We start from the raw sequence: 25904 nt of genomic DNA on the forward strand, positions 1-25904 counted from the left end.
CCCCCGAAGGTGGTACATGCCAGTACATAGGTGATTCGTAACATTGGTATCGCCCATGGTAGGCCAGGTGAGTTGCCGGGGTGCCTGCGTAGCCGGTTGTACGCGGGACTTTGCTCCAAAGGATGTTCCATGCATGATTTGATTGTTGGCCTTGCGTTCCTCGTTATGCTAGTTCTTCCTTCCGTTTTCGCCATGCGTTCCGGCGAAGAATAGGTTGGAACCCAACCCTGCATTGGTCACGCATTGCCGGCCAGCAGCAGGCGCGCTCCCTTTCCCAGGACACCCAAACCGTCACAACGACCCGAAAAATAGCGGGCGTTGATCCCGAAACTGTCCAGGTCCAGTAGCACCTCCCAACCGGAGTCCCCCAACTCCCGCTCTATCTCTTCCGGCGCAAAGAACTGCTGAAACGGTTCCCCCGCTTGCGCTACCCGGGCACTCAACGAATCCAGTGCCAACTGCTCATTCGGCGGCAGCATCGCTCGAGGCAGACTGTAATCCAGCACAAGTCTCTTGGTTCCAGGCAAGCTCCCCAGCCCTCGCAGGGTTGAGCGCATGGCGTCCGCAGTCAGGTAGGGCACCACTCCCAGCCAGGCGATGACCGTAGTCGCGCCAGGGTCGAATCCCGCGGCCAGCAGACGTTCGATCAGGTCATCCTCCTCGAAGTCCACCGACACGTAGCGGCAAGACTCCGGCGGAACGATGCCGCTTTCCCGCAGCAGCGATCGTTTCCAGAGCTGGGTCGCGGGATGATCCACTTCGAAGACGCGTACATCCCCGTACGGGTTGCGGTAGGCGAAGGTGTCCAGCCCGGCACCGAGCAGCAGGTATTGCGTCGCGCCTCGAGCCACTTCATCACGCAGCGTGTCCTCGGCCAGGCATGCTCGCGCGACCACAAAGGCCCGCAGCGACCGCGAATAGGGTCGACGGGGCGCACGCAGTTGGTTCAGCTCCAGCTTGTCGCGCGTCATGCCCAGGATCCGCAGCGCCAACGGGTCGCGGAAGACCACGGGATCGTCGAAGACCTGATGCGCCGCGCGGCGAAGCGCTACGCGGTAGGCGGTTCGTGAAGGTGTGGCTTCGATCAGAGAGTTTGCTCCGTTGCGGTCGGCAACTGCCCCGCATGTGCGCGGCAAGCGGTCGCTGCGCCTTTATACTGGAAGTTGATGCCTACGAAGAAAACGCCCGCAAACCGGGCACAGACTCACCTGCAGCACCACCCGTACGATTTGGGCCTTGGCCCTGACGGCACACGCCGCCGCATCCGTTCGACCACGGTACTGTGCGTGCGCCGCGACGGCAAGGTGGTCATGGCGGCCGATGGCCAGGTGACCATGGGATCGGCCGTGATGAAGCAGGGCGCGCGCAAGCTGCGGCGCTTGTACAACGATAAGGTGCTGGCTGGTTTTGCCGGATCGACCGCCGATGCGTTCTCCCTGTTCAGTCGATTTGAAGGCAAGCTGGAGCAATTCGCCGGAAACCTGCCACGCGCTGCCGTGGAGCTCGCCAAGGAGTGGCGCACCGACAAGCTCTTGCGCCAGTTGGACGCGCTGCTGCTGGTGGCGGACACGGATCATATCTTCCTGCTTGGCGGCAACGGCGACGTGATCGAGCCGGACGTCACGGCGGGCGGCGCCATCATGACCATCGGCTCGGGCGGTTCGTTTGCCCAGTCGGCTGCGCAGGCTCTGCTGGAAAACACCGACCTGCCGGCCCGCGCCATCGTCGAAAAAGCGATGAAGATCGCGTCCGAGATCTGCATCTACACCAACGCGAACTTCGCCATCGAGGAGCTGTAAGGTGGCCATCTATCTGCCCGGCACCGCCGAGGATCAATCCGTCTCCCTCGAACAGCTCACTCCGCGCGAAATCGTTGCGGAGCTGGATAAGTACGTCATCGGCCAGCAGGCCGCAAAGCGTGCGGTAGCTATTGCGCTGCGCAACCGGCATCGCCGGCAGAAGCTCGCACCCGAGCTGGCCGACGAGATCATGCCGAAGAACATCATCATGATCGGCGCCACCGGCGTGGGCAAGACCGAGATCGCGCGACGTCTCGCGAAGCTGACCAACTCACCGTTCCTGAAGGTGGAGGCCAGCAAGTTCACTGAGGTCGGCTACGTTGGCCGCGACGTGGAGTCGATCGTGCGCGACCTGGTGGAAACCGCCATCGAGATGGTGCGCGAAGAGAAGCTGGAAGAGGTCGAGGACAAGGCAGAGTTGAATGCGGAGGACCGCATCCTGGACCTGCTGTTGCCCCAGCCTGCCGCGCCTGCTGCGAAGCCAACGGGCACGCCTGTGCAAGTGATCACCATGCAGGTGCCCAAGGATGGCGAGGTGCTGGATCTGAGCAAGCTCGATCTGTCCAAGGCGCTGGAAGCCGCGCAGGACAAAGCGACGGAAGGGCAACTGGAAGAGCAGCAGGCACCCGCATCGTCCGCAGAGGCCGCCCCTGACGCTGCTTCGCTGGCGCGCACCCGCGAGAAGCTTCGCGCGCAGTTTCGCGAAGGCAAGCTGGACGACCGCATTGTCGAAATCGAAGCTCGCGAACGCAACTCTCCCAATATCGAGATCGTCGGCGTAGGCTCCAGCGAAGAGTCGGATGTGAACCTGAAGGACATCCTGCCGGGCCTCTTTGGACCTCGTTCGCGCAAAAAGAAGATGAAGGTCTCGGAGGCGTTCGAGTACCTGATTGAAGAGGAAGAGTCGCGCCTGATCGACATGGATCAGGTGACACGCACGGCCATCGACCGCGTCGAGGAATCGGGCATCGTCTTCCTCGACGAGATCGACAAGATTGCCGGCCGCGAAGGTGGTCACGGACCCGACGTCTCGCGCGAAGGTGTGCAACGCGACATTCTGCCCATTGTGGAAGGCACCACCGTCAATACCAAGTACGGTTTCGTCTCGACCGACCACATCCTGTTCATCGCCGCGGGCGCGTTCCACGTCTCAAAACCCAGTGACCTGATCCCGGAACTTCAGGGCCGCTTTCCCATTCGCGTCGAACTGCAGTCGCTGACTGTAGAAGATTTCCTGCGCATTCTCACGGAGCCGAAATCCTCGCTGGTGAAGCAGTCAATTGCGTTGCTGGATACCGAAGGCCTGAAACTCGAGTTCCAGCCTGAAGCGCTGGAAGAGATGGCGAGTTTCGCCTTTCGCGTGAATGAGACCACGGAAAACATCGGTGCGCGTCGCCTGCACACGATCATGGAGCGGGTTCTGGACGAGATCAGCTTCCAGGCACCCGACCTGGTCAAGCAGGCGCAGGCTGCCGAGCGCGAAGCGGCAGACCGGGGCGAGCAGCGCGAGGATGGTGTGATCGCACAAGTCGAACCCAGCACGATTCCGGTGAAAGCAGGCGAACCCGTCCCCGAGCGCTCTCCGTTACCAGTGGTGCTCCGTCGTAATGGCGACACCACCGAGCGCGTCGTGGAGGTTCATGCCGACTACGTTCGCCAGCAGGTCGCCAGCATCGTCAAGAACCAGGACTTGAGCCGCTACATTCTGTAGCGTGCTGCATGCACAGCAAAAGCCCGGCGATCGCCGGGCTTTGCTGTTTTCACCTGCTGCCTTGCGCTACGACAGCACCGGCAACTGGATCGTGGTTCCCACCGGGATGTTGTTGGCATCCACGTTGTTGGCTTTGGCGACTTCGGGGTACTTGTTGGCGTGGCCATAGAAGCGCAGGCAGATCGCGCTCAGCGTGTCGCCGTGCTTGATGGTGTACGGCTGCTCGTCGGGCCCGGTCTGCGTCATCTGGATCTCGAAATCGGAGTAGGTCGGATCGACGGATTTAATCGTGTCCCAGATGCGGTTCACAATCACCTTGGACGGCACCGAGCACTTCAGCACCAGCTTGTCGCCGTTCATGAAGATGCCTTCCATCTTCGTGCCCTCATCGCTGAATCCTGTAAGAACCTGTCCTACTTTTGCGTACTTCTGTTCCAATGCGGCCTGATCTGCCATCGCTCAATCCTCTCCAACTGCGAAAACGTCTGTGCCGAAGTTCGGCATCCAGTCGTTCGATGCTGGGAAGCGCCGCCGCGTGGAACTGCCGCATGCGTTTCTCTACAGACGTTTCACGAAGAGAGGCTGCCCTTTGATAGCTTCACCGATTCCAGCGATGGGCCCGAAGTGTTTCCACCTGTTCCAGTGGCAGGGGACCTGCACGCATTGCCTCCACGTTCGCAAGTACGTGTTCTGAAGAGCGCATGCCGACAATCACAGTGCTGACCGCCGGATGCGTCATTGCAAACCGCAGCGCCGTCTCCGGCAAGCTCGCGTCTTGCGGCAGAGCATCACGAAGAGCGTCGACGCGGTCCATGGTGGCGCCCAGGTTCTCCGGCGTGAAGTATCGGTTGCGCCAGTCACCTTCCGGAAAGGTCGTCTCACGCGTCATCTTGCCGCTTAGCGAGCCCTCGTCGAGCGCACAGCGCGCGATGACGCCTACGCCGCGTTCCTGGCACAGCGGAAGCAGCTCATCCTCGGGGTTCTGGTCGAAGATGCTATAGATCACCTGCACCGTTTCGATCAGCCCCGTCGTAATCGCGCGCATGCCGTTCCAAGGCTGAAAGCGATTCAGGCTGATGCCCAGGTGCGCCGCCCGCTTCTCCCGCAGCAGCAGTTCGGCTGTACTGCGAAAGTCCGGGTCGTCGACCCAGGCGTCGTCCCACACATGCCACTGCAGCACAGGGATCGTGTCGACCTGCAGCGATCGCCGCAGCTCATCCACCTTGCGCAGCACATGCTCCTGCGGAAAAGCTTCCTGGTAGCTGCCTGCCGCGGGCCACTTGGCGTTGGCCGGTGGAATCTTGCTGGCGCCCACCAGGTGCGGCCGCTCGGCCAGCAAGTCACCCAGTAACGCATCGCTGGCTCCGTCGCCGTAGGCCATCGCGCTGTCGAAGAAGGTGATGCCTCGATCCGCAGCGTCACGCAGCACAGCACGATTGCGGGTCTCGTCCGCGCCAGACCAGCCCGTCATACCCCACATGCCATAGCCGATGCGGCTTACCTGAAGACCGGTGCGGCCAAGCGGTCGCAGATCTTCGGTGGAAGACTGCGCAGGAGGTACGGTCGAGTTCATGCGCCTAAGCATAGCGCCTGCGTCCGTGGGTATACCGATGCGTTGGTGTGCTGCCGCTGCGTTGTCATCGGGCTAATTCTTTACGGCTTCCATGTGATCCGGTACGTCCGCCGCAGCCGGGCTGAAGAACTTCGCGAGCGGATCAGGGTGAAGCATCTTGAGGCCCGTGATCACGGCGCGGGCATTCATCTCCGCGCCGGCCAGGCTGGTGTGCGTGTGCGGGTCCGCAAACAACGGCTCGACCGCGGCCTGGCCCAGGTTGTCGTACTCGCGGCCGATGATCTCGTTCAGGTCGATGAAGGGCACGTGCTCGCGTGCGGCAATCTGCTGCGCCCAACCGCCGTAGTCCTCCCCGCTGTTGCGATGCACGTGGCCGTCGCTGTCCCAGATCTTGCGCGGGATCAGCGAGCATACAATCACGGTCGCGCCTTTTGCCCGGCCCTCGCGCACGTACTCGTCCATGTACCAGCCGTAGGTGTGTACCGTCTCGTGCTTGTGCGTGATCGGGTTATCGATCTCCTTCGACTCGTCGCCCACACCCTTCAGCGTGCCGCGTGCGCGTGCCGTGTCGTCCAGCGGGCCGGAGTCGTTGTGTCCGAACTGCAAGAGGATGAAGTCGCCCGGTTTCAAGCGATCAAGTACCTCCTGCCAGCGGCCCTCGGTGATGTAAGTGCGACTGCTGCGGCCGCCGATCGCGCGGTTCACTACATTGATCTTTGCCGGATCGAAAAAGCTGTGCAGCGGCTCGCCCCATCCCCACTGCCCGCCCTTGCCGGTCGCGTCGCCGTTGCGCACGGTGGAGTCGCCCACCAGGAACAGCGTTGGGAGCGCCGGGTTCGCGGCCTCCGGCAGCGGCGGTCGCGAAGTTGCGCCAGGGTCGGTGCTCTGCGGTGCCGCCTGGGGCGCGGTCGTGGCCGGCGTGGTCGGTTGCTGCTGCACGGCAGCGGGCGCGACGAGCGTGATGGCCAGAAGAGATGCGAGAAACGACGGCATGCCGACCACGCTAGTTCCTTTACGGAAACAATGTCAATCGACGAACATGCGCCAGTCTGGGTATGCTGCTAGGCGAACTTCGAGGTGTCGTTTATGGTTTTCCGGTCCCGGTTCGTGCTGGCGTGCGGTGTGGTTCTTTTTGCGATGGGCGGCGCTGCCGCGGCACAGACGTTTGTGTGCGGCAAGGCCCGCGGGGCTGAGCGCCCGCTGACCGCAGCTACGCGTTACGCGTCCGGTTCCGCCGGCTTCGACCTGGTTGCTTCACCTACGGTGCAGAACGGTGCGTGTAGCGCGACCGGTTCGTTTTACTTCTCCGCTCCGCTCGCAGAGGGCAACTACCGCGTCGAGGTGGAACTGGGCGGTCCCGAGGCAGCGGTCACCACCGTGAAGGCCGAGGCACGCCGGCTAATGCTGCTGAATGTGCACACGGCGGCCGGGGCGCACACCGTCGAGCGCTTTGCCGTGAACATCCGCACGACGGCCCTGCCCGGCGGTGGCAACGTTCGCATCAAGCCGCGCGAAGTAGGCAGCCTGCGCTGGGATGACAAGCTGACATTGGAGTTCGCGGGGACGCATCCCAGCGTGCGCCGCATCACCGTCACGCCCGCGCCGTCGATCCCGACCGTGTACTTGGCCGGGGATTCCACTGTGGTCGATCAGGACAAAGAACCATGGGCTGCGTGGGGGCAGGTCTTGCCGCTGTTCTTCACCGACGCCATTGCGGTGGCCAACCATGCGGAGTCGGGAGAGACCATCGCGTCGTCTGAAAGCGAACTTCGATTCCAGAAGATCTTCTCCACGCTGCGGCGCGGCGACTACCTGTTTATGCAGTTCGGCCACAACGATCAGAAGCCCGGCAAAGGCTATGTGCCGGCGGCCACTACCTACAGCGATCTGACGCGCAAGTATGTCGCCATGGCCCGCGAACGTGGCGCCACGCCGGTACTGGTGACCAGCATGAACCGGCGCACCTTCGACAGCGACGGTCACATCACGGACACGCTTGCGCCGTACCCGCAAACCGTACGCTCCCTCGCGGAAGAAACGCACAGCACGCTCATCGACCTGAACGCCTGCAGCAAAACGCTGTACGAGGCGGTGTGCGAACCTCACTCGCGTGAGCTCTTTGTCTACGCTCCCGCCAACACCTACCCGGACCAGCCCGAGGCGTTGCACGACGACACGCATTTCAACAGCTTTGGAGCCTACGAGCTGGCGCGGTGCGTGGTGCGTGGCATCCAGCAGTCGGATCTGCCGCTACGAAAATCGCTTCGATCGGGAGTTGCAGTCTTCGATCCCGCACACCCCGACGCACCTTCTGCGGCTACGATCCCCGCAAGTCCCGCAGTTGCAGTACAGACGCCGTACGGCCGGTGACGGCGAAGGGCTGCGGAGGTGGCAGTAGCAATCACTTCAGCGGTCCCGCGAGCCGCCGGATTCAAATGAGAACAGGTTTCATTTGACACACGTTGATTCGTTCCACTAGCATCCGGCTCGTTTCCGTTGAAACGTTTCAGGAGTCTCCAGCGATGAACCCCTTCCAGTCTGTTTCCGCGCGCCGCACCGGCATGCGCTCCCTGTGTTTGTCGGCCGTGTTGCTTGCGCCCGCCGCCGCGCCTCTGCTCTTCAGCCCCGCCGCCCTCGCGCAAACCGGTGGCCAGGCCGGCATCCAGGGCACGGTCACCGACCTGTCCGGCGCTGTCATTCCCAATGCCACCGTGACGATCACCAACCAGGAAACCAAGGTGGTGACCACCAAAACCAGTTCGGGCGCCGGCCTGTTTGAGGCGGCACCGCTGATTCCAGGCACGTACACAGTCGAGGTCACGGCGCAGGGCTTCCAAACCTTTCGCCAGGAAAACCTGACCATCGACGCCCTGCGGCTTACGGGACTCAACCCCAAGCTCACCATTGGCAGCACCGATCAGACCGTCACGGTGACCGCGGCTCCGCCCGCGCTGGAGACAACCAACGCGACGCTCGGCGGCACCATCGAGAACGACGTTTACGAGTCGCTACCTGTACCGCAGAACGGCCAGCAGCGCGACCCCACGGCGTTTGCCACGCTGCTGCCTGGCGCGCAGGGTGGAGCTCGCGCGCCGATCATCGGCGGCACCGGAAACTACCTTGCGGAGCTCTCCGTCGATGGCCTTCCGCTGACCACCATCAACCAGCAGGGCGACAATCGCACCGTTCTCAACTCGATCCCGATCGAAGCCATCGATCAGTTCCAGGTGCTCACCAGCACGCCGCCTGTTGAGTACCAGGGCGCGGGCCTGCTGAACTTCACCCTCAAGTCGGGCACCGCGCAGTACCACGGCCTCGCTGCAGCCTTCTTCCGCAACACCGCGTTTGACACCTGGGGCTATACGCCGAAGTTCGCCACCGGTCGTGATGCGAATGGCAACGTGACTCCTGCCCGCAAGCCTTACGAGAACCAGAACGAGATCGTCGGCTCCGCAGGCGGACCCATCCCGTTCCTGAAGAAGAAGGGCTTCTTCTTTTTCAGCTATGACCGTTTCCACGGCCGCAACGGCATTACGCCCGGCCTCTTGACGGTTGCGACGAACCAGATGCGCCAGGGCGACTTCAGCCAATTGCTGGCGGCGAACGGCGGCCCCGGCTACGCCATTTACGATCCCACAACGCAAGCGGCTTGCACCGCCAACAGCACGACCGGTGCTTGCCGCTACCAGTTCGGGTACGGCCCGGGTGGCACGCGTGGAGCGGCGGGTAACCCGGTGCGCCTTGGCTCCCCGAACGTGATCCCTGCGAACGAAATCTCTCCGATCGCTGCCTACATGCAGAGCTTTCTGCCGGGCACGATCAACAACAACATCACCAACAACGTGCTGACCGGTGTACCGACCGGCTACGACAACTGGGAGTACGTGGGCAAGCTGGACTTCGACCTCACGTCGAAGCAGCGGCTGTCTACGGCGTTTACGCAGGGCAAGCGCCTGAACGTGCCCTATACCGTTGGTGCGAACCCGACGCTGCCGCTGCCGTACACGAACGGCGCGTTTGCGGACGTGGCGATTCACATCCACACGTTGGAGCATGCGTGGGCGATCTCGGACCGCATGACGAACCAGTTCCGCTTCGGTTACGTGAACATGGGCGGACCGCCAGTGCAGAACGTGACCACGCGCAACTCGGCGTACTCGGCAACCGCGGCCGGCATCACCAACCTGCCGCCGGGCCTGTCGTCAGCCGCATTCCCGGGTGCGGCATTCAGCGGCGCTAATGCGCAGACCACGTGGACGGCGAACGGTGCAAGCGCTGCAACGTACACCAGCGTCTCGCACACCTTTACCGTCAAAGACAACTTCAACTATGTCATCGGTCAGCACAACCTGACTGCCGGCTTTCAGTGGCAGGATCTGGAGATCAACGCCTCCACCTACGACGGTCCTTCGGGCGTTGTGCCCGTCACTTACGCCGTGAACGAGACGGCAAACCTGAACAACGGCGCCTACGCGGCGAACTCCGGCTACTCGTATGCCAGTTTCCTGCTGGGTGCGCCGCAGTCCACCTCGCTGACGATCCAGTCGTTCGGCATCCTGGGCGGTCGGTACAAGCCATTCGCTCCGTACTTCTCGGATAACTGGAAGGTGCGCCCGAACCTGACGCTCGACCTTGGTTTGCGTTGGGACTACCTGCCCACCTACACGGAGGCCAAGGATCGCTGGTCCTTCCTAAATCCGAATCTGACCAACGCGATCACCGGCAACCCGGGCGAGATTCAGTTTGCGGGCGACCATGGCGCCGGTGTCTCGTGCCAGTGCCGTACCCCTGTACACAACTACTTCGGCAACTACGGCCCGCGTGTTGGCTTTGCGTGGCAGGTGCATCCCACCACGGTCTTCCGTGGCGGCGCGTCCATCCTCTACACGCACGGCGGCGGTACTGGCGGCCGTGCGGGTGCGGCCACAGGCGGCGGTCAGCTCGGCTACTCGTCGAACCCCAGCTTCCAGGATTCAACGAACGGCCCTGCCTTCTACCTGAACAACAGCCCGTACTTCCAGCAGATCGGCCTGGCAAACACCCGCTTTGGCGGACCGACCTACAACCTGCCCACGCCGCTGGGACCGGTTGCTGCGGCGCAAACGCTGAACACGGGCAACTACCTGAGCAACGGCGCCTACGTTGCACCGGGTGGCGTGACCTACGTGGACCCGTACCTTTCGGGCCGTGCGCCGACGGTCTACTCTTTCAACTTCGGCTTCCAGCAGGCGCTCAGCAACAGCCTGACGGTCACCGCGAACTACGCCGGCACCATCGCGCACTTCCTGCTGACCGGCGGATCCAACGCGCGCGGCTACTGGGCCAACCAGATGAATCCCGTCTACACGGCGGCTCTGGGCCCACTGCTCGCCAGCGACAACAAGACGCCGCTGCTGAACGCACCGGCAACCGCGGCCAATCTTGCTATCGCAACTCGTGCCGTCCCGGGCATCAACGTGCCCGCGGCGATTGCTGCGGCGGCAAACGGTGCGGGCGGCTCCAACATCCGCATGGAGCAGGTGCTGGTCGCCTTCCCGCAGTACGCCTCAACTTCCGGCGGCAACGTCACGGACATCTGGGGTCAGAACGTCGGCAACAACAGCTACAACTCGTTCCAGTTGACGCTGGCGCAGCGGCCCTGGAAGGGGCTCAGCTACACGCTCAATTGGACGTTCTCGCGCAACATCGGCGATGACGGCACCTTCCGTAGCGGCTTCGACATTCCGGCAGCAGCGGTGAGCAACGGCAAGAACTGGAAAGCCGATCGCATCGAGCGCGGCCTGACGACCGTAAACACGCCGGAGAACCTGGCCCTCTACGGCTACTGGGATCTGCCGTTTGGCAAGAACAAGTACTTCGACGGCAACCGTGTCGCCAGCGCGCTGCTCGGTGGATTCCAGTTCTCTGAAATCTTCCGCTACACGTCGGGCACGCCTGTGGCGGTCACGTGGGCCTGCTCACCCACCGGCGTGGCGGGTGTGAACCCCGGCAACGGCCAGTGCATGCCGGACCTGAACCCGAACTACAACCCGAAGTCCGCGCGCATCAACGGCAGCTTCGGCTCTGGCATCAGCGGGCAGAACCTGTCGGCGGTCAAGTACATCGACAGCAACGCATTCCAGACGCCGCCGCAGTTGAATACCAGCGGCTCGGGCATCTACCAGATCGGCGGTGCGCCGCGAACGGCTCCCTTCAACCTGCGGAATCCAAGCAGCTATAACCTGGACGCTTCGCTCAAGCGCAGCTTCCCGCTGGTGGGCGAGCGCACCAAGCTGACGCTGCAGGCCGACGCCTTCAACGTGCTCAACAACACCGTCTTCGGCAACCTGAACGCAAGCTGGCCTTCCACCAGCTTCGGTACCGTGTCGAACGTGGCCAACACCTCGCGGCGCTGGCAGTTCTCAGGTCGCGTAACTTTCTAACCCCGGTCAGACCGGCAACCGCAAGCGAGGCCTCAGCGCAGACCGTCTGAGGCCTTCTTGCATCTCCCAACCGATCGCCTTGAGGAACTGCTTGTGCCGACGTGCACGCAATGCCTTGCAACCCTGACCTTCGCGATGGCAGTCACGGCGCCGCAGGCGCAGACCGCAACGCAGGCTCCGGCTTGGCTGCGGCTGACCATGCCGACAGCCTCCACGGTTGCGTCCGAATGGATCACACCGCCACCGCAGTATGGTCCGGAGCCGTACTACGGCCTGGCCGGTGCGGCGGGCACCGTCACGCTGGATACGGTTGGCCATGATCTGGACACCATGCACGCGCTCGGGTTTCGCGCCGTTACGCTGCAGTGGAGCACAGGAACCGGCACGCAGTATCTTTCGCCGGAGTGGTTCGCTTTCTTCCGACAGGTTGTTGCGGAAGCAAAGCGCCGCGACATGCGCATCTGGATCGTCGATGATGCCGGCTACCCGAGCGGCTTCGCGGGTGGCCGCTTCACGCGCGAGCACCCCGAGCTGCGCATGCAGGCGCTGGTTGCAACTCGCACGGAGATACGCCCGGGCACCAGCTTCGACGCGCCAATCCCTGCGAACCTCGTGGCCATCTCCGCCGTCTCCGATGCCGGTGAGACCCAGACCGTTCCGGTGCAGGCTGCGCATGCCCACTGGGCGGCGCCCGCCACCGGAACGTGGACCGTGGTTGCCGTCACGCACGACTTCCGCACGTCACCCACCCGGAGCGACACGAATCCCAGCCGCGCCAAGGATGGTTCTCAGTCGCTCGAAGATTACCTTGACCCTGCTGCCACCGCGCAGTATCTCCAGTTCACGCATGAGGCCTATGCGAAAGCCGTCGGCGATGAGTTCGGCAAGACCATCCTGGGCTTTCGTGGCGATGAACCCGACTACTCCATCGGCGGGCTGCCGTGGACGCCGAAGTTCTTCGATACGTTTCAGCGTGTAAAGGGGTACGACGTACGGCCCTACCTGCCGGCGCTGCTGGCGCGCCGCGATGCGTCGCACGGCCAGCCGGCCGCGACGATCCCCGTTGCGACTCCGCAGCAGCAGCGTGTGCGCGCCGACTACTACGACGTGTTCTCCCGCATGTTTCGGGACGGATTCTTTGCACCGCAAAGTGAGTGGTGTGCAGCCCACGGCCTTGCATACCAGGTCCACCTGAACCATGAGGAACTGCAGATCGACCTGGCTCACAGTGAAGGCGACTACTTCCGCGACTTCGCGCCGGTGCAGATCCCTGGAGTCGATGCCATTTGGCACCAAATCGGGCGCGACACCGTCTCCGACTTTCCGCGATTCGCGTCGTCTGCCGCGCATGTGTACGGCAAGCCGCTGGCCTTTACGGAGAGCTTTGCCGCTTGGAGGCCCGAGCCGGACATTGCGCTCGCCCGCTATGCAATCAACGAGCAGCTCGTGCGCGGAATCAATCTGTTCGAGATGATGTACTACCCGGCGACTCAGACCGGAACGGATCGCGGAGGCCCGCCGGCGTACATGCGCGATGCCGGCTTTCCGGCTCTCGCCTTGTACACGCGCCGGCTCAGCTATGTCTTGGCGCTGGGTCATCCCGCGGCACACGTCGCGCTGCTGCAACCGCGGGAGGCACTCTGGACAGGCGATCACCGCGCGGACGACCTCTTCGTTTCCATGGAGCGCGCGCTCAGTGAGCAGCAGATCGACTTCGACATCGTCGATGAAGACGCCGTGGCGTCGGGCATGCGGCTGGAGCGCGGTAGCTTTGTGTCGCAAAGCGGAAACCGGTATAGCGCTATCCTGGTGCCGCGTGCAGGCCTGCTTCCTTCGGCTGCCGCAGAGCGGTTGCGTCGTTTCGCCGCGGATGGCGGCAAGCTGATCTTCCTGGGCGACAAACCGGCAGGCATGGCGGCCCGCAACTATCGTGATGCGGCTGCCTTTCCGATGGCGTCCTTTGCATCTGCACCTGTGATCGCGGTCGATCTGCCGCCGGTGCCCACGCCTCCGCAGTTCCCACCAGCAACGCCGCCCGCGCCCATGCCCATCTCACCCGAACTTGCGAAAGTGCTGCGCTCTGCCGATCCGCATCCGGCGATGGAGCTTGCGAAACCCGATGCCGCGGTGCGCCTGCTGCATCGCACTCTCGCGGATGCAGACGTTTTCTTGCTCTTCAATGAGTCGTCCACTGAGGTCACGAACAGGGCCGTGCTGCACTCGCCCGGCACGCGCGTGGAGCGGTGGGACGCGGAGACGGCCAGCATCGCAGCCCTGCAGGACGCCAAGCCAGGCGCCAACGGACTCCAGGTGTCCTTGCACCTGGCGCCATACGAGGCAGAATTGCTGGTGGTGCGCCGGTGAGACATTTCCTGCAACAGCATCGCAACTGGATCCTGCGGGGCATCGGTCCCGCAGCGTGTGTGCTGCTCGCTTTGCCATGCAAAGCAGATGCGAAGCGCAGCCCAGACTCGTGCTCCGCTCGCGCCATCACGTTCGATGGCGACTGGCGCTTTCAGCGCGGTGACCAGGACGGTGCGGAGCAGCCCGGCTACACGGACGCGGCATGGCAGACCGTGGCCACGCCGCATGATTGGGCCATCGCCGGCCCGTTTGACGCAGCGAATCCTTCGCGAGGTCAGGGCGCGTTCGCACCCATGGGTGTGGGCTGGTACCGCAAGCACTTCAGCCTGCCGCTGGGCTGCGGCACCCACGCAGTTGTGCAGTTCGACGGCGTGATGGCGAACAGCACGGTCTGGATCAACGGTCACCAGCTCGGACACCGGCCAAGCGGCTACAGCAGTTTCCGTTATGACATGACGGAGTGGCTGCACAAAGATGCCGGCGCGGATAACGTGATCGCGGTTCGGGCCGACAACGCACAGCAGCCCTCGTCGCGCTTTTACCAGGGTGCCGGCATCTACCGCCACGTGCATCTGTTTGTTCTGCCGGCCATGCACATCACCGGCTGGTCCACTGTGGTTCGCACCACTGCTCTGTCTGCCGACAGCGCAACGCTCACCGTGGAGGCCGGGACGCACAACGAGGCAGATCGGCCCGTGGTTGCGCGCGCTCGCATCACCCTGCTGGATCCAGACGGCCGCGTGGCGGCGCAGGCCTTCGCGGGCGACAGCACGCCGGTTCCCGTGGGTGGATCGCCCGTGCTTTCCGCTACACTCACGGTCGCTCATCCGCAGCGCTGGGACCTTGCGCATCCTGCTCTGTATCGGGCTCGTTTCGATCTGCTGGACGGCGATCGCGTTATCCAGATGGAAGAGGTGCCGTTCGGCATTCGCGATGCTCACTTCGAAGCTGCGACCGGATTCTGGCTTAACGGGCGCAACCTGAAGATCAAGGGAGTCGCGCTGCACTCCGACGTTGGCGCGCTCGGCGTGGCGGCACCGCTCTCCCTGTGGGAACACCGTCTGCGTGCCATGCAGAGCATGGGGGTCAACGCGATTCGTACCGCGCACAACGTAGTTGCGCCGGAGTTCCTTGACCTGTGCGACCGGCTCGGCCTGCTGGTCCTCGACGAGTACTTCGACGTTTGGACCGTGGCCAAAAACCCCTTCGACTACCACCTGTACTTTCGCGACTGGTACCTGCGTGACACCCGCGATGGTGTACGCCGCGATCGCAATCATCCCAGCATCATCGCGTGGAGTGCGGGCAACGAGATTCACGATACGCCGCATCCTGAGATTGCTCTTCCTATTCTCAAGTCGCTGGTGGAGGAGTATCACCGGGCCGATCCCACGCGGCCGGTCACGCAGGCACTCTTTCGCCCCAACGTTTCGCACGATTACCAGGACGGCCTAGCCGACTTGCTGGATGTCGTCGGCCAGAACTACCGGCCCAACGAAATCCTTGCTGCTCACGCAGACAAGCCGTCCCGCAAGATTCTGGGAACGGAGAACATCCACGACCGCGCCACATGGCTTGCAGTTCGTGACAATCCACCGTACTCGGGCATGTTCGTGTGGGCCGGTACAGACTACCTCGGCGAAAGCCGCCGCTGGCCCTTGATCGGCGACAGCGAGGGTCTGTTCGATCGCACTGACTGGCCGAAGCCCGATGCGCTGGAGCACGAGAGCTGGTGGGCGGAGCACCCCGTTGTGCACGTGGTTCGGCGGATCGCACCGCAGCCGCTCGCACCCACGGATCCCGGCTATGAGGCAGAGCAATACCGGCCCAGGCAGGTTGTGTTTGCCGACTGGTCGCCGCGCGATCGATCGCCGCACACCGAAGCGGTCGAGGTGTACAGCAACTGCGCCTCGGTGTCGCTGCTGCTGAACGGCAAGATGCTCGAAACCCCAAAGCCCCTGCCTGCCGATGCCGCGCCCCGCACCTGGTCGGTCCCGTTCGCGCCGGGAACGCTGACGGCACGCTGCGTCGATACCGCAGGCACGCTGGACACTTTGAGAACCGCTAACGTTCCCGCTCGCCTTCGCCTCACACTGGAAACACCACCGCCGGGCACCGGCTTTGACCAGGTTGCAATCGTGCGCGTCACGGTTGTGGACCGCAACGGCACACCCGTGCCCGAGGCTGCGCTGCCACTGCACTTCAGCGTCGAGGGCGCGGCCACGCTGCTCGCCACCGACAACGCTGACAACGTGTACAGCGGCCCCTTTCCACAGCCTGATCGCGCAACATTGGACGGCCGCGCCGTCGCGTTTGTGCGGCGAAGCGCAGCGACCGGCCGGGCGCGGCTGCTGGTGCAGGCGAGTGGCTTACCTGTTGCGGTGCTCAACCTCGGCGCGCTTGGTCCGCACTAAACTTCTCGCCGCCTTCCGTGCTGGTGCGGGTCGCTTCTCGCGCTATCTGGCAACCTGCACCTGCGCGCTGCTTACAATTCCTGTAGCCCGCCCCGGCGGAGCAGGGGGAGCGTTCGATGCGACACTGGAAGCGGCTTTGGTGGGCATGTGCATCGTGGACGGGTGTGCTGGCCTGCATGGGGGCGCACGCCCAAAGCAATGTCGAGTTGGGCAAGCTGGGCTGGTATGCCGATCCGGAAGCGCACGTCTTCGCGGGACAGTACTGGATCTATCCGACCTCGTCCGACCCAGGCACCGCACCGCGCCCGGCCAGCGACTTCAACCCGCAGCAGCAGAAGCTGCGCGAAGGGCACGTCATCCATCCCGTGTACCTCTTGCACACATCGCTGGACGCGTTCTCCTCGCCCGACCTGGTGCACTGGACTCGCCACAAGGACGTCCTCGACGTACGCAACGTGCCTTGGGCGGCCTATGCCATCTGGGCGCCCAGCGCGGTCTATCGCAACGGCAAGTACTACCTGTTCTTCGCAGCCAACGACATTCAGAAAACCGACACCTTCGCCGGCGGCATCGGCGTGGCCGTAAGCGACAAGCCCGGTGGGCCGTTCATCGATGCCTTGGGCAAGCCACTCGTCGGCAGGTTTGAGAACGGCGCGCAGCCGATCGATCCCATGGTCTTCCAGGATAGCGACGGCTCCGTGTACCTCTACTACGGCGGCCAGGGGCACTGCAATGTGGCGCGCCTGTCCAGCGACCTGCTGCACGTGATTCCGATGCAGGACGGCACCATGTTCCGGGAGATCACGCCCGCGAACTACGTCGAGGGTCCGTTCATGCTGAAGCGAAACGGCACGTATTACTTTATGTGGTCCGAGGGAGACTGGGGCGATGCCAGCTATGGAGTGGCTTACGCCAGGAGCAAAAGTCCTGAGGGGCCATTCGTGCGTGCGGGCAAGATCTTGACCACCGATCCCAAGGTGGCCAACGGCCCGGGGCACCACTCCGTGTTGCAGATCCCGGGTACGGACGAGTTCTACATCGTCTACCATCGCCACCCACTCGGCACCACCGGCATCAACCAGCGTGTGCTTGCTATCGATCGCATGCGCTTTGACGCCACCGGCAATATTCTGCCGGTCGCGATCACACCGGACGGGGTTCCATCACGACCGCTCGCCCCTCCCGCACGATAGTTGAACGAAATCTTGGTCCCTTCGCGGGAGCGGCTCGTTTACAGTCACACCATGCAATCTGCGTCGTCTCGTTTCGATCCGTGCTCAATCCTCCCTTCGTTTGTGTGGCGTCGCGTCACTCGGAGTGTCGCGCTCCTCTCGATCTCTGCCGCAGTCTTGTCCGGCAGTGTTTCGGTCGCGCAACGGCGCGCTTCAGCAGATCAGCCGGACTATGCACGGCTCGGCAATCCCATCGCCACGCCCGCTCCTGACGCGCAGATCCGAGCGTCGCTGCATGAAGCATCGCCGGATCGCATCCGGCAAAATATCGAGCGGCTCGTCGCCTTCAACAATCGGTCCACGGTGTCGTCGACAGAAACGGACCTGAAGCCGGGCACCGGCGTGCTGGCCGCAGCGGACTGGATCCGGAGCCAGTTTGAGGAGTACAGCAAGGCCTGCGGCGGCTGCCTGGAAGTGAAGGTCGACGAGTTCGTGGAGCAGCCACAGCCCGGCTTCGGCAACAGCAAGCCACGCATCGTGCGGCCCACACCATTGCGCAACGTCTACGCCATCCTGCGGGGCACCGATCCCGTGGCCAGCAAGCGGATGTACCTGGTGACCGGCCACTACGACACGCGCGTAAACGACGTGATGGACACGCACGGCTTTGCGCCAGGCGCAAACGACGACTCCAGCGGAACCGCTGTGAGCATGGAGTCCGCGCGCGTGCTCTCGCAGCACAAGTTCCCCGCGACCATCGTGTTTGTCTGCGTCGCCGGCGAGGAGCAGGGTCTGAACGGTTCCGCCCACCTGGCCAAGCTCGCAAAGAGCGAGGGCTGGCAACTGGAAGGTGTCCTGAACAACGACATCGTCGGCGGCGACACCACGCCCGGCGACACGCTGCAATCCAAGACGCGCGTCCGTGTGTTCTCGCAGGGCATCCTCCCCACCGCGCCGATCGAGCAGATTCGCGCGGCTCTGAGCGTAGGTGGCGAGAGCGAAGGCCCTTCGAGGCAACTGGCGCGCGAGGTGCTGGAAGTAGATCGCACTTATCTCGAGAAGCTCAAAGGCAACGTGAACTCCGCGCATGGCTCTCTCGCCGGCACACAGCCTCAGGAACTGCAGGCCGTGATGGAGTTGCGCCTGGACCGCTTCCTGCGCGGCGGCGATCACAAGAGCTTCAGCGACCAGGGCTTCCCGGCCGTCCGCTTCACGGAGTGGCGCGAGAACTTCAATCACCAGCACCAGACCGTCCGCCAGGAAAACGGTGTCGAGTACGGCGATCTGCTTAAGTTCGATGACTTCCACTACATCGCACAGGTGGCCCGCCTGAACATGGCAACGCTGGGCACATTGGCCATGTCGCCCGGTGTGCCGCAAAACGTGAAGGTCGTCACCAGCAACCTGGATAACGACACCATCCTCACCTGGGATCCGCCGGCCAGCCCAACGCCCGGACCGGTGCGGTACGAGATCGTGTGGCGTGAAACTGCCGTGAACGACTGGCAGTATGCGGCGGATGCAGCGCGCTATTCGGGCACCGTGGGAGAGCACTCAGTTCGTCTGCCCGTGTCCAAGGACAACGTCTTTTTCGGTGTGCGTGCGTGCAGCGGAACGGCGTGCAGCCAGGCCGTGCCGCCCGTACCCGCACGGTAGCAATGCGACCTACGGCGGGTACATATTGTGAGGCTCTGAGGAGGCCAAAGATCGACGACGTCATTCTGTAACGTTGGATAACGGTATCCACAAAAGCGCCATCTCTGTTCGATACAGGAGAAAACGGTGACTTCATCGGATGTTCTGGTAGAGCGGCTGATTGCGTGGGGAGTTGATACGATCTTTGGCCTGCCGGGCGACGGCATCAACGGCGTGATGGAGGCGCTCCGCAAGAGCCAGGACAAGATTCGCTTCATCCACGTCCGGCATGAGGAGTCGGCCGCCTTCATGGCGTGCGCCTATGCCAAGTTCACCGGCAAGCTGGGCGTGTGCCTCTCCACCAGCGGGCCGGGTGGCATTCACCTGTTAAACGGCCTGTATGACGCCAAGCTCGATCAGCAACCGGTGCTCGCCATCACCGGCATGCAGTTTACCGACGTGACTGGTTCCTTCGGCCAGCAGGATGTACAGCTCGACAAGCTGTTTGTGGACGCGTGTTGCTACAACGAGCGCATCATGAGCCCCACGCACATGGAGCCCACGGCCGACCTGGCCATTCGCACCGCGCTCATGATGCGTGGCGTAGCCCACATCACCATCCCTATCGACATTCAGTTGAAGGATGTGGACAAGAAGGAACGCTCCGACCGCAACATCGAGCACCACACCAACAGTGTTCGCGCCATCACCGGCAACACTCCGGTGCAAGGCAATTTGCAGCACGCCGCACAGATCCTCAACAACGGCAAGAAGGTCGCGATCCTCGCCGGTGCGGGTGCCCTGCACGCCGGTGACGAGCTGGTGCAGGTCGCGGAGTTGCTGGGAGCGCCTATCGTAAAGCCGTTGCTGGGCAAAGGCTGCGTTCCCGACGATTCGCCGTACACCACCGGCGGCATCGGCCTGCTGGGCACGGCTCCCTCGCAGGACGTGATCGAGAACTGCGACACGCTGCTCATCGTCGGCTCCAGCTATCCCTACATGGAGTACCTGCCCAAGCCGGGCAGCGCCAAGTGTGTCCAGATCGATTCCAATGCGCAGCGCATCTCGCTGCGGTACCCGGCAGAGGTGGGCCTGGTGGGCGATTCGAAGAAGACTCTGCGCGAACTTCTGCCGCTGCTGCGACGGAACAGCTATCGCCGCTTCCTGGAACGTGCCCAGCGCGACATGGATGACTGGAACCACACCCTTGAGAAGGAAGGAACCAATTCCGCCAGCCCCATGAAGCCACAGGTAGTTGGCTGGGAGCTGAGCAAACGCACGAAGGAGAACGCGATCATCGTCTCCGATTCGGGCACCAACACCACGGTGTGGGCGCGGTACATGAAAGCCAAGAAGGGCCAGATGCATTCGTGCAGCGGCAACCTGGCAACCATGGCATGCGGCATGCCTTACGCGATTGCGGCGCAGGTGGCGTACCCCGACCGCCAGGTCATCGCGGTAGTGGGCGACGGTGGCTTCAGCATGCTCATGGGCGAGTTCATCACCGCCGTCGCATACAAGCTGCCCATCAAGTTCGTGATCATCAAGAACAACTCGCTTGGTCAGATCAAGTGGGAGCAGATGGTGTTCGAGGGTAACCCGGAGTACCAGTGCGACCTGTTCCCCGTAGACTTCGTTGCGTTCGCGCAGGCGATGGGTGCGTACGGGGTCAAGATTGACTCGCAAAAGACTGCAGGCGCGAAGTTCGACGAAGCCCTTGCGATCAATGGCCCTGTGATCATCGAGTGCGTTGTTGATCCGCTGACGGCGATGCTGCCGCCCAAGATCACCACCAAGCAGGCGATCAAGTTCTCGGAGGCGCTGGCCAAGGGCGAGCCCAACCGCGTAAAGATTGCGTTGACGGCGGCCAGTGACACGGTCCGGCAGATTATCTAGTCGAGTCGGTCGGCGGGTTGGTGTTTGGGTCAGGATCGGAACACGGTCCTGACCTAAGATCTCCGGGTGAGTTCTTTCGTCCGGGGTGGATCCGGCCTTCGAGGTCATGCGCGCATGAAGATTACCGGCGGCACCGCGACTTCTTACACCGTCCCCACCGACGCCCCGGAGGCGGACGGCACGTTTGCCTGGAACTCCACCACGCTGATCGTGGTGGAGCTGAAGGCCGGCAACGCAACCGGGCTCGGCTACACCTACAGCCACTCCGTTATCGCGGCGTTATGCCGCGACATGATCCAAAAGATTGTCGCCGGCTCAGATGTTTGGCAGAGCGCTGACTTGTTCCATCGCATGCGCGTCTCGCAACGGAACTATGGTCGCGAGGGCATCGGCGCGACAGCATTGTCCGCGATCGACGTCGCTGTGTGGGACCTGAAAGCGAAGCTGCTGCAGAAGCCGCTTGTCGCCCTGCTCGGCCAGGCGCACGATGCAGCGCCGGTCTACGGCTCCGGTGGCTTCACCGCGTACAACGACGAGCAACTGACCGCCCAGCTTGCGGGGTGGGTCGCACAGGGTATTCCGCGCGTGAAGATGAAGATTGGCACCCATCCTGATGATGATCTGCGGCGCGTTGCGCTGGCACGCAAAGCGATCGGCAACCATGCCGAACTCTTCGTGGACGCCAACGGTGCCTACTCGCGCAAGCAGGCTCTGGATTTTGCTCACCGCTTTCGCCACGAGTACGGAGTGACGTGGTTCGAGGAGCCGGTCAGTTCAGACGACCTGCGTGGCCTGCGGCTGCTGCGCGACAACGGTCCGGATGGCCTGGACATCGCCGCCGGCGAGTACGGCTGGAACGACATGACCCTGCGTGCCATGCTGGACGCCGAGGCCGTCGACGTGCTGCAGGCAGACGCCACGCGCTGCGGCGGCGTCACCGGCTTCATGGCTGCGAGCGCCCTGGCAGAGGCGCATCCTCTGCCGCTTTCTGCACACTGCGCCCCCAGTCTGCACCTGCACCTTGCGTGCGCGTCGCGGCCGTTGCGCCACGTCGAGTACTTCCACGATCACGCCCGCATCGAGCGGATGCTGTTCGACGGATTTCGCGAACCGGTAAACGGTGCCATGCTTCCCGATCTGACGCGTCCTGGCATGGGTCTCGAGTTCAAGCGGCAGGATGCCGAATCGTTCCGCGACGACATCTGAACGATTACACGGGAGCACTCCTCGCGCGCGATGACTTCTAACCACAGCCAGCAACACCCAAGCGACGCGACAGGAAATTCGTCTTGGATCCGATGCACGGTCCAGACGTGTAGGTTCAGCGCGAGTACTTGGGAGAGCGCGTGAATTCTCTGGCACTCTTCGATACTTCTCCCAAGGCGCTCGTGAAGTTTGTACCGCCCCCGTTTGGCGGGTTGGTGCGCACCGCTCTGGACCATGTGCGCCATGGACGTTTCCAGCGTTCGCTTTCGCTGATGGTTGCGGCTACGAGTGCGGTCAGCGCGCTCGAGGTCGGCTACGAGCATTATCGCGGTTCCTATTCGAATCCAGTCATGTATACGCCGGTAGTCCTGTCCGGCGCTCTGGCCGTCGCAAGCTTTGCGGCCGTGTTCTCGCGCCGCGCCGCACAGACTTGGATGCGCTGGCTGTCATGGATCACCTTGCTGGACGGTGTGGTGGGCTTCGGCTTCCACATCCGCGGCATCCGTCGCAAGCCGGGTGGATGGCGCATGCCGGTGACCAATCTCGTCATGGGACCACCGCTGTTCGCACCGCTGCTGTTCGGCACGAGCGCTTACCTCGGCGTGCTGGCCAGCTATCTGCAGCGGGAAGAAGACAGCGAGACAGGCTCATATGTGCTGGATGCGCTTGCGGTGGGCCGGGAGCTGACAGGCCGCGATGACTGGCGCAACGACATCCGGGTCGGACGCTTTCAGAAGCACTTCTGTATTGTGGTCGCGGCCTACACCGTGTGTGTCGGCGCTGAAAGCTGGTACTCGCATTACAAGAACAACTTCGCCTACCGCGTGCAGTGGTCTCCCATCCTGCTTACGCCGCTGCTGAGCGGCGCGGCTCTGGGCTCGCTGAAAAGTGAGCGAGTGGCCAACACCCTTCTGCCTGCTGCCAGTGCGCTCGCCATGGTCGATGGTGTGGTCGGCACGTACTTCCACGTACGCGGCATTCTTCGAAAACCCGGCGGCCGCACGAAGCCGCTGTACAACACGCTGTACGGTCCGCCGATCTTTGCACCCATGTTGTTTGCGGCGGCAGGCATGCTCGGCATGATGGCCTACCTGGTGCGACGGGAGAGATCACGATGAGCGAAAACAAGAGTCCGCTGACCGATCCGCGGACCGGAGAGGCCCTGCCTCAACGCGTGCAGCCCGGCTACTACCCCAAGTGGCGCGTCATGCGCGAGTATCGCTATTGGGACGCGGCTACCCGCGACGTGGTCACACAACGACTGGAAGCGCCCAAGCCGCTTCGCTTCTTCACCGCTGAAGAGGCGGGGGTGATGGAGGCCGTGCTCGACCGCATCCTGCCGCAGGACGATCGGCTCCCCGCGCAACGCATCCCTCTGCTGCCCGTGCTTGATACGCGCCTCGCGACGAACAAGTTGGAGGGCTATCGTTACGAAGACATGCCGCCCGACCAGGAGGCGTATCGCCTGGCCGTGCGCGCCCTGGACGCGATGGCACAGGAGATCTACGGGGCACCCTTCATCTCGCTCACCGTCACGTCGCAGGAACTCCTGCTCAAGTCGCTCAGCGAAGGCCATCCCGCGGGCGCGAAGGAGTTGTGGTCAACGCTCAATGTGAAGCGGTTCTGGACGCTGCTGGTCAGCGATGCCTGTGCCGCCTACTACGCGCATCCGTGGGCGTGGGATGAGATCGGCTTTGGCGGCCCGGCATATCCGCGCGGCTACATGCGCCTGGAGGCTGGCCGGCCCGAGCCTTGGGAGTTCAACGAAGAGCGCTATGGATGGACCGCACCGGCGGATTCCATCAGCGACTACGCAGACCCCGAAAGCGGTCACACAGCGTCCGCACACGGGCAGGCGGGAACGCACTGAGATAACCGACAATGACACTCATTGTTAGCACCGCAACCGGAGAAGTAACGCGTTGAACTGGCCGCACTCCAAATCGCCCCTCGGCGGAGCATTCGAAGAGCCCGAACATGATGGCATGCATCGCCTGGGGCCGATGCAACGCATCAGCATCCCGCGCCGCCGGTTTCGCGACGAGGACGTTGTCGACTACGTCATCGTTGGTGTGGGTTCGGCCGGCGGCGTTCTGCTGCAGCGCCTCGCCCGCGCCGGCTTCGATGTTGTGGGATTTGAAGCCGGGCCGTTCTGGGATACCGAGCGCGACTGGGTCTCCGACGAGGCGGGATCGCACAACCTGTACTGGAACGATCTGCGCATCATCGGCGGTAAGGATCCGCTGGCGCTGGGCTCCAACAATAGTGGTAAGGGGGTGGGCGGCGGCAGCGTGCATTGGGCAGCGTTCACGCCGCGCTTTCATCCCTCAGACTTCGAGGTGTACACGCGCGACGGCGTGGGTGCCGACTGGCCGATCGACTACGAAGACATCGAGCCCTACTACGAACTGCTGGAGCAGGAGATGCCGGTCGCCGGGCCGGCCTGGTATCCCTGGGGCAAACCGCACGGCCATCCATACGCGCCGCACCCCATGGGTGCCGTCGGCGACGCGCTGATCACGGGATGCACCCGCCTCGGCATCGGCGTGTCAGCGGGCGGACCCGTAGCCATTCTTTCCGCTTCGCGCGGCGATCGCCCCCACTGCATCTATCGTGGCTTCTGCATTCAGGCATGCAAGGTCGGCGCCAAGGCTTCCACGCTGATCACGCACGTGCCCGACGCGCTGAAGCACGGCGCCGAGATTCGCGATACCAGCATGGTGTCGCGCATCGAGATCGGCAAGGACGGCCGCGCTACCGGCGTTCACTACTTTGACGCGGAGGGCCGCGAGCACTTCCAGCGCGCGCGCTGTGTCATCGTCAGCGGCTACGCCATCGAAACTCCGCGCCTGTTGCTCAACTCGGCCTGCCCCGGTCACGAGCGCGGGCTGGCCAACTCCAGCGGCACCCTCGGCAAGTACCTGATGGCGCAGGCCGGCAACGTGATCCTCGGCCGCTTCGAAGAACTCATCCGCATGTACAAGGCGCCCCCGGCGCATGCGTTGACTGAGGAGTTCTACGAAACCGATCCAACGCGAGACTTCGCGCGCGGGTTCGCGATCCAGACGGTAGGTCCGCTGCCCATCGCGTTTGCGAAGCAGATGATGGCGGCCAAAGGCCAGTGGGGCTGGGGTTTGCGCCGCAGCATGATGGACTACAACCACTGGGCCGCGTTCGGTCTCTTGGGCGAGATCCTGCCGTGGGCCGACAACACCGTGGAGCTGGCGACCGGTGCCAACGAGAAGGATCGTTTCGGCCTGCCTGTTGCCAGAGTCAGCTTCAATCTGCACGAGAATGACAAGCGCCTGATCGAGTTCGGCAAGAACAAGACCATGGACGTGATGCGCGCAGCAGGCGCAGTAGAGGTGGTGCAGGAGCAGCGCTTCGCTCACCTGGTGGGTGCAGCCCGCATGGGCAAGTCGCCTCACGACTCGGTGTGCGACAAGTTTGGCCGCACCTGGGATGTCGACAACCTCTTCGTCATGGACGGGAGCGTGATGCCAACGCAGGGCTCCGCCAATCCGGGCCTCACCATTCAGTCGCTGGCTGCGCGCACGGCCGACTATCTCATCAGCAATCATTCGGCGATCCAGAGCGGGGCGAAACGCTCGCTGGAAGAGCCAGGCATCCGCAAGACGTTGTCGCCTCCCGGTACCTTCCGCAGCGGGATACCGCATCTGCGCTGATCTTCGAGGACACGGGTAGCGCAGAT

17 protein-coding genes are annotated in these 25904 nt (G+C 63.3%); 13 read left to right on the top strand and 4 right to left on the bottom strand.

Translation table 11 applies throughout. From position 1 onward, the window contains the following. Nucleotides 1-236: 236 nt before the first annotated feature. On the bottom strand, nt 237-1136 hold the full coding sequence (locus tag OHL12_RS14250; RefSeq protein WP_263414482.1) for a class I SAM-dependent methyltransferase: 900 nt from the start codon (nt 1134-1136) through the stop codon (nt 237-239). 30 nt (nt 1137-1166) lie between these two features. On the opposite strand from OHL12_RS14250, the gene hslV reads away from it, so the two are divergent. Together hslV and hslU are read left to right on the top strand one after the other, a co-directional pair. Continuing rightward, nucleotides 1167-1799: an ATP-dependent protease subunit HslV gene (gene hslV, locus OHL12_RS14255; RefSeq protein WP_263414483.1), complete on the top strand. Its 633-nt coding sequence runs from the start codon at nt 1167-1169 to the stop codon at nt 1797-1799. Nucleotide 1800: 1 nt separating this feature from the next. Beyond that, nucleotides 1801-3510 (top strand): ATP-dependent protease ATPase subunit HslU, encoded by a 1710-nt coding sequence (hslU, locus tag OHL12_RS14260; RefSeq protein ID WP_263414484.1) that lies wholly within the window; start codon nt 1801-1803, stop codon nt 3508-3510. A gap of 66 nt (nt 3511-3576) precedes the next feature. Here the strand turns inward: hslU and OHL12_RS14265 are convergent, their stop codons facing one another. The 3 genes from OHL12_RS14265 to OHL12_RS14275 form a co-directional block, all read right to left on the bottom strand. After that, the gene (locus OHL12_RS14265; RefSeq protein WP_263414485.1) at nt 3577-3966 is read right to left on the bottom strand and encodes a LysM peptidoglycan-binding domain-containing protein; all 390 of its coding nucleotides are present in this window, start codon (nt 3964-3966) and stop codon (nt 3577-3579) included. Nucleotides 3967-4108: 142 nt separating this feature from the next. Beyond that, nucleotides 4109-5083 (bottom strand): aldo/keto reductase, encoded by a 975-nt coding sequence (locus OHL12_RS14270; protein ID WP_263414486.1) that lies wholly within the window; start codon nt 5081-5083, stop codon nt 4109-4111. Between the two features lie 72 nt (nt 5084-5155). Then, complete coding sequence (locus OHL12_RS14275; RefSeq protein ID WP_263414487.1) at nt 5156-6076, bottom strand: rhamnogalacturonan acetylesterase; 921 nt, start codon at nt 6074-6076, stop codon at nt 5156-5158. Nucleotides 6077-6169: 93 nt separating this feature from the next. Here OHL12_RS14275 and OHL12_RS14280 point away from each other — a divergent pair, with 93 nt between their 5' ends. The 11 genes from OHL12_RS14280 (at nt 6170) to OHL12_RS14330 (ending at nt 25878) form a co-directional block, all read left to right on the top strand. Further along, nucleotides 6170-7453: a rhamnogalacturonan acetylesterase gene (locus OHL12_RS14280; protein ID WP_263414488.1), complete on the top strand. Its 1284-nt coding sequence runs from the start codon at nt 6170-6172 to the stop codon at nt 7451-7453. 152 nt (nt 7454-7605) lie between these two features. Then, complete coding sequence (locus OHL12_RS14285) at nt 7606-11505, top strand: carboxypeptidase-like regulatory domain-containing protein (protein ID WP_263414489.1); 3900 nt, start codon at nt 7606-7608, stop codon at nt 11503-11505. A 93-nt stretch (nt 11506-11598) separates the two neighbouring features. Next, nucleotides 11599-13869, top strand: a complete 2271-nt coding sequence (locus OHL12_RS14290; protein WP_263414490.1) for a glycosyl hydrolase — start codon at nt 11599-11601, stop codon at nt 13867-13869. Beyond that, complete coding sequence (locus OHL12_RS14295; protein WP_263414491.1) at nt 13866-16283, top strand: glycoside hydrolase family 2 TIM barrel-domain containing protein; 2418 nt, start codon at nt 13866-13868, stop codon at nt 16281-16283. The genes OHL12_RS14290 and OHL12_RS14295 overlap by 4 nt, the downstream gene beginning before the upstream one ends. A 116-nt stretch (nt 16284-16399) precedes the next feature. Next, nucleotides 16400-17476, top strand: a complete 1077-nt coding sequence (locus tag OHL12_RS14300; RefSeq protein ID WP_263414492.1) for a glycoside hydrolase family 43 protein — start codon at nt 16400-16402, stop codon at nt 17474-17476. Between the two features lie 156 nt (nt 17477-17632). Next, complete coding sequence (locus OHL12_RS14305; RefSeq protein WP_263414493.1) at nt 17633-19111, top strand: M28 family metallopeptidase; 1479 nt, start codon at nt 17633-17635, stop codon at nt 19109-19111. 126 nt (nt 19112-19237) lie between these two features. Then, nucleotides 19238-20986, top strand: coding sequence for a thiamine pyrophosphate-dependent enzyme (locus tag OHL12_RS14310; protein ID WP_263414494.1), 1749 nt, complete (start codon nt 19238-19240; stop codon nt 20984-20986). Nucleotides 20987-21100: 114 nt separating this feature from the next. Beyond that, nucleotides 21101-22192: an enolase C-terminal domain-like protein gene (locus tag OHL12_RS14315; RefSeq protein WP_263414495.1), complete on the top strand. Its 1092-nt coding sequence runs from the start codon at nt 21101-21103 to the stop codon at nt 22190-22192. A gap of 140 nt (nt 22193-22332) precedes the next feature. Next, nucleotides 22333-23310, top strand: a complete 978-nt coding sequence (locus tag OHL12_RS14320; protein WP_263414496.1) for a hypothetical protein — start codon at nt 22333-22335, stop codon at nt 23308-23310. Beyond that, on the top strand, nt 23307-24062 hold the full coding sequence (locus tag OHL12_RS14325) for a gluconate 2-dehydrogenase subunit 3 family protein (RefSeq protein WP_263414497.1): 756 nt from the start codon (nt 23307-23309) through the stop codon (nt 24060-24062). The genes OHL12_RS14320 and OHL12_RS14325 overlap by 4 nt, the downstream gene beginning before the upstream one ends. A 52-nt stretch (nt 24063-24114) precedes the next feature. Further along, nucleotides 24115-25878 carry a GMC family oxidoreductase gene (locus tag OHL12_RS14330; RefSeq protein WP_263414498.1) on the top strand — a complete coding sequence of 588 codons (1764 nt, stop codon included), beginning with the start codon at nt 24115-24117 and terminating at the stop codon, nt 25876-25878. Nucleotides 25879-25904: the final 26 nt, after the last annotated feature.

Origin of the sequence: Terriglobus aquaticus, assembly GCF_025685415.1 — a bacterium.
In the GTDB taxonomy this organism is placed as follows: Bacteria; Acidobacteriota; Terriglobia; order Terriglobales; family Acidobacteriaceae; genus Terriglobus; species Terriglobus aquaticus.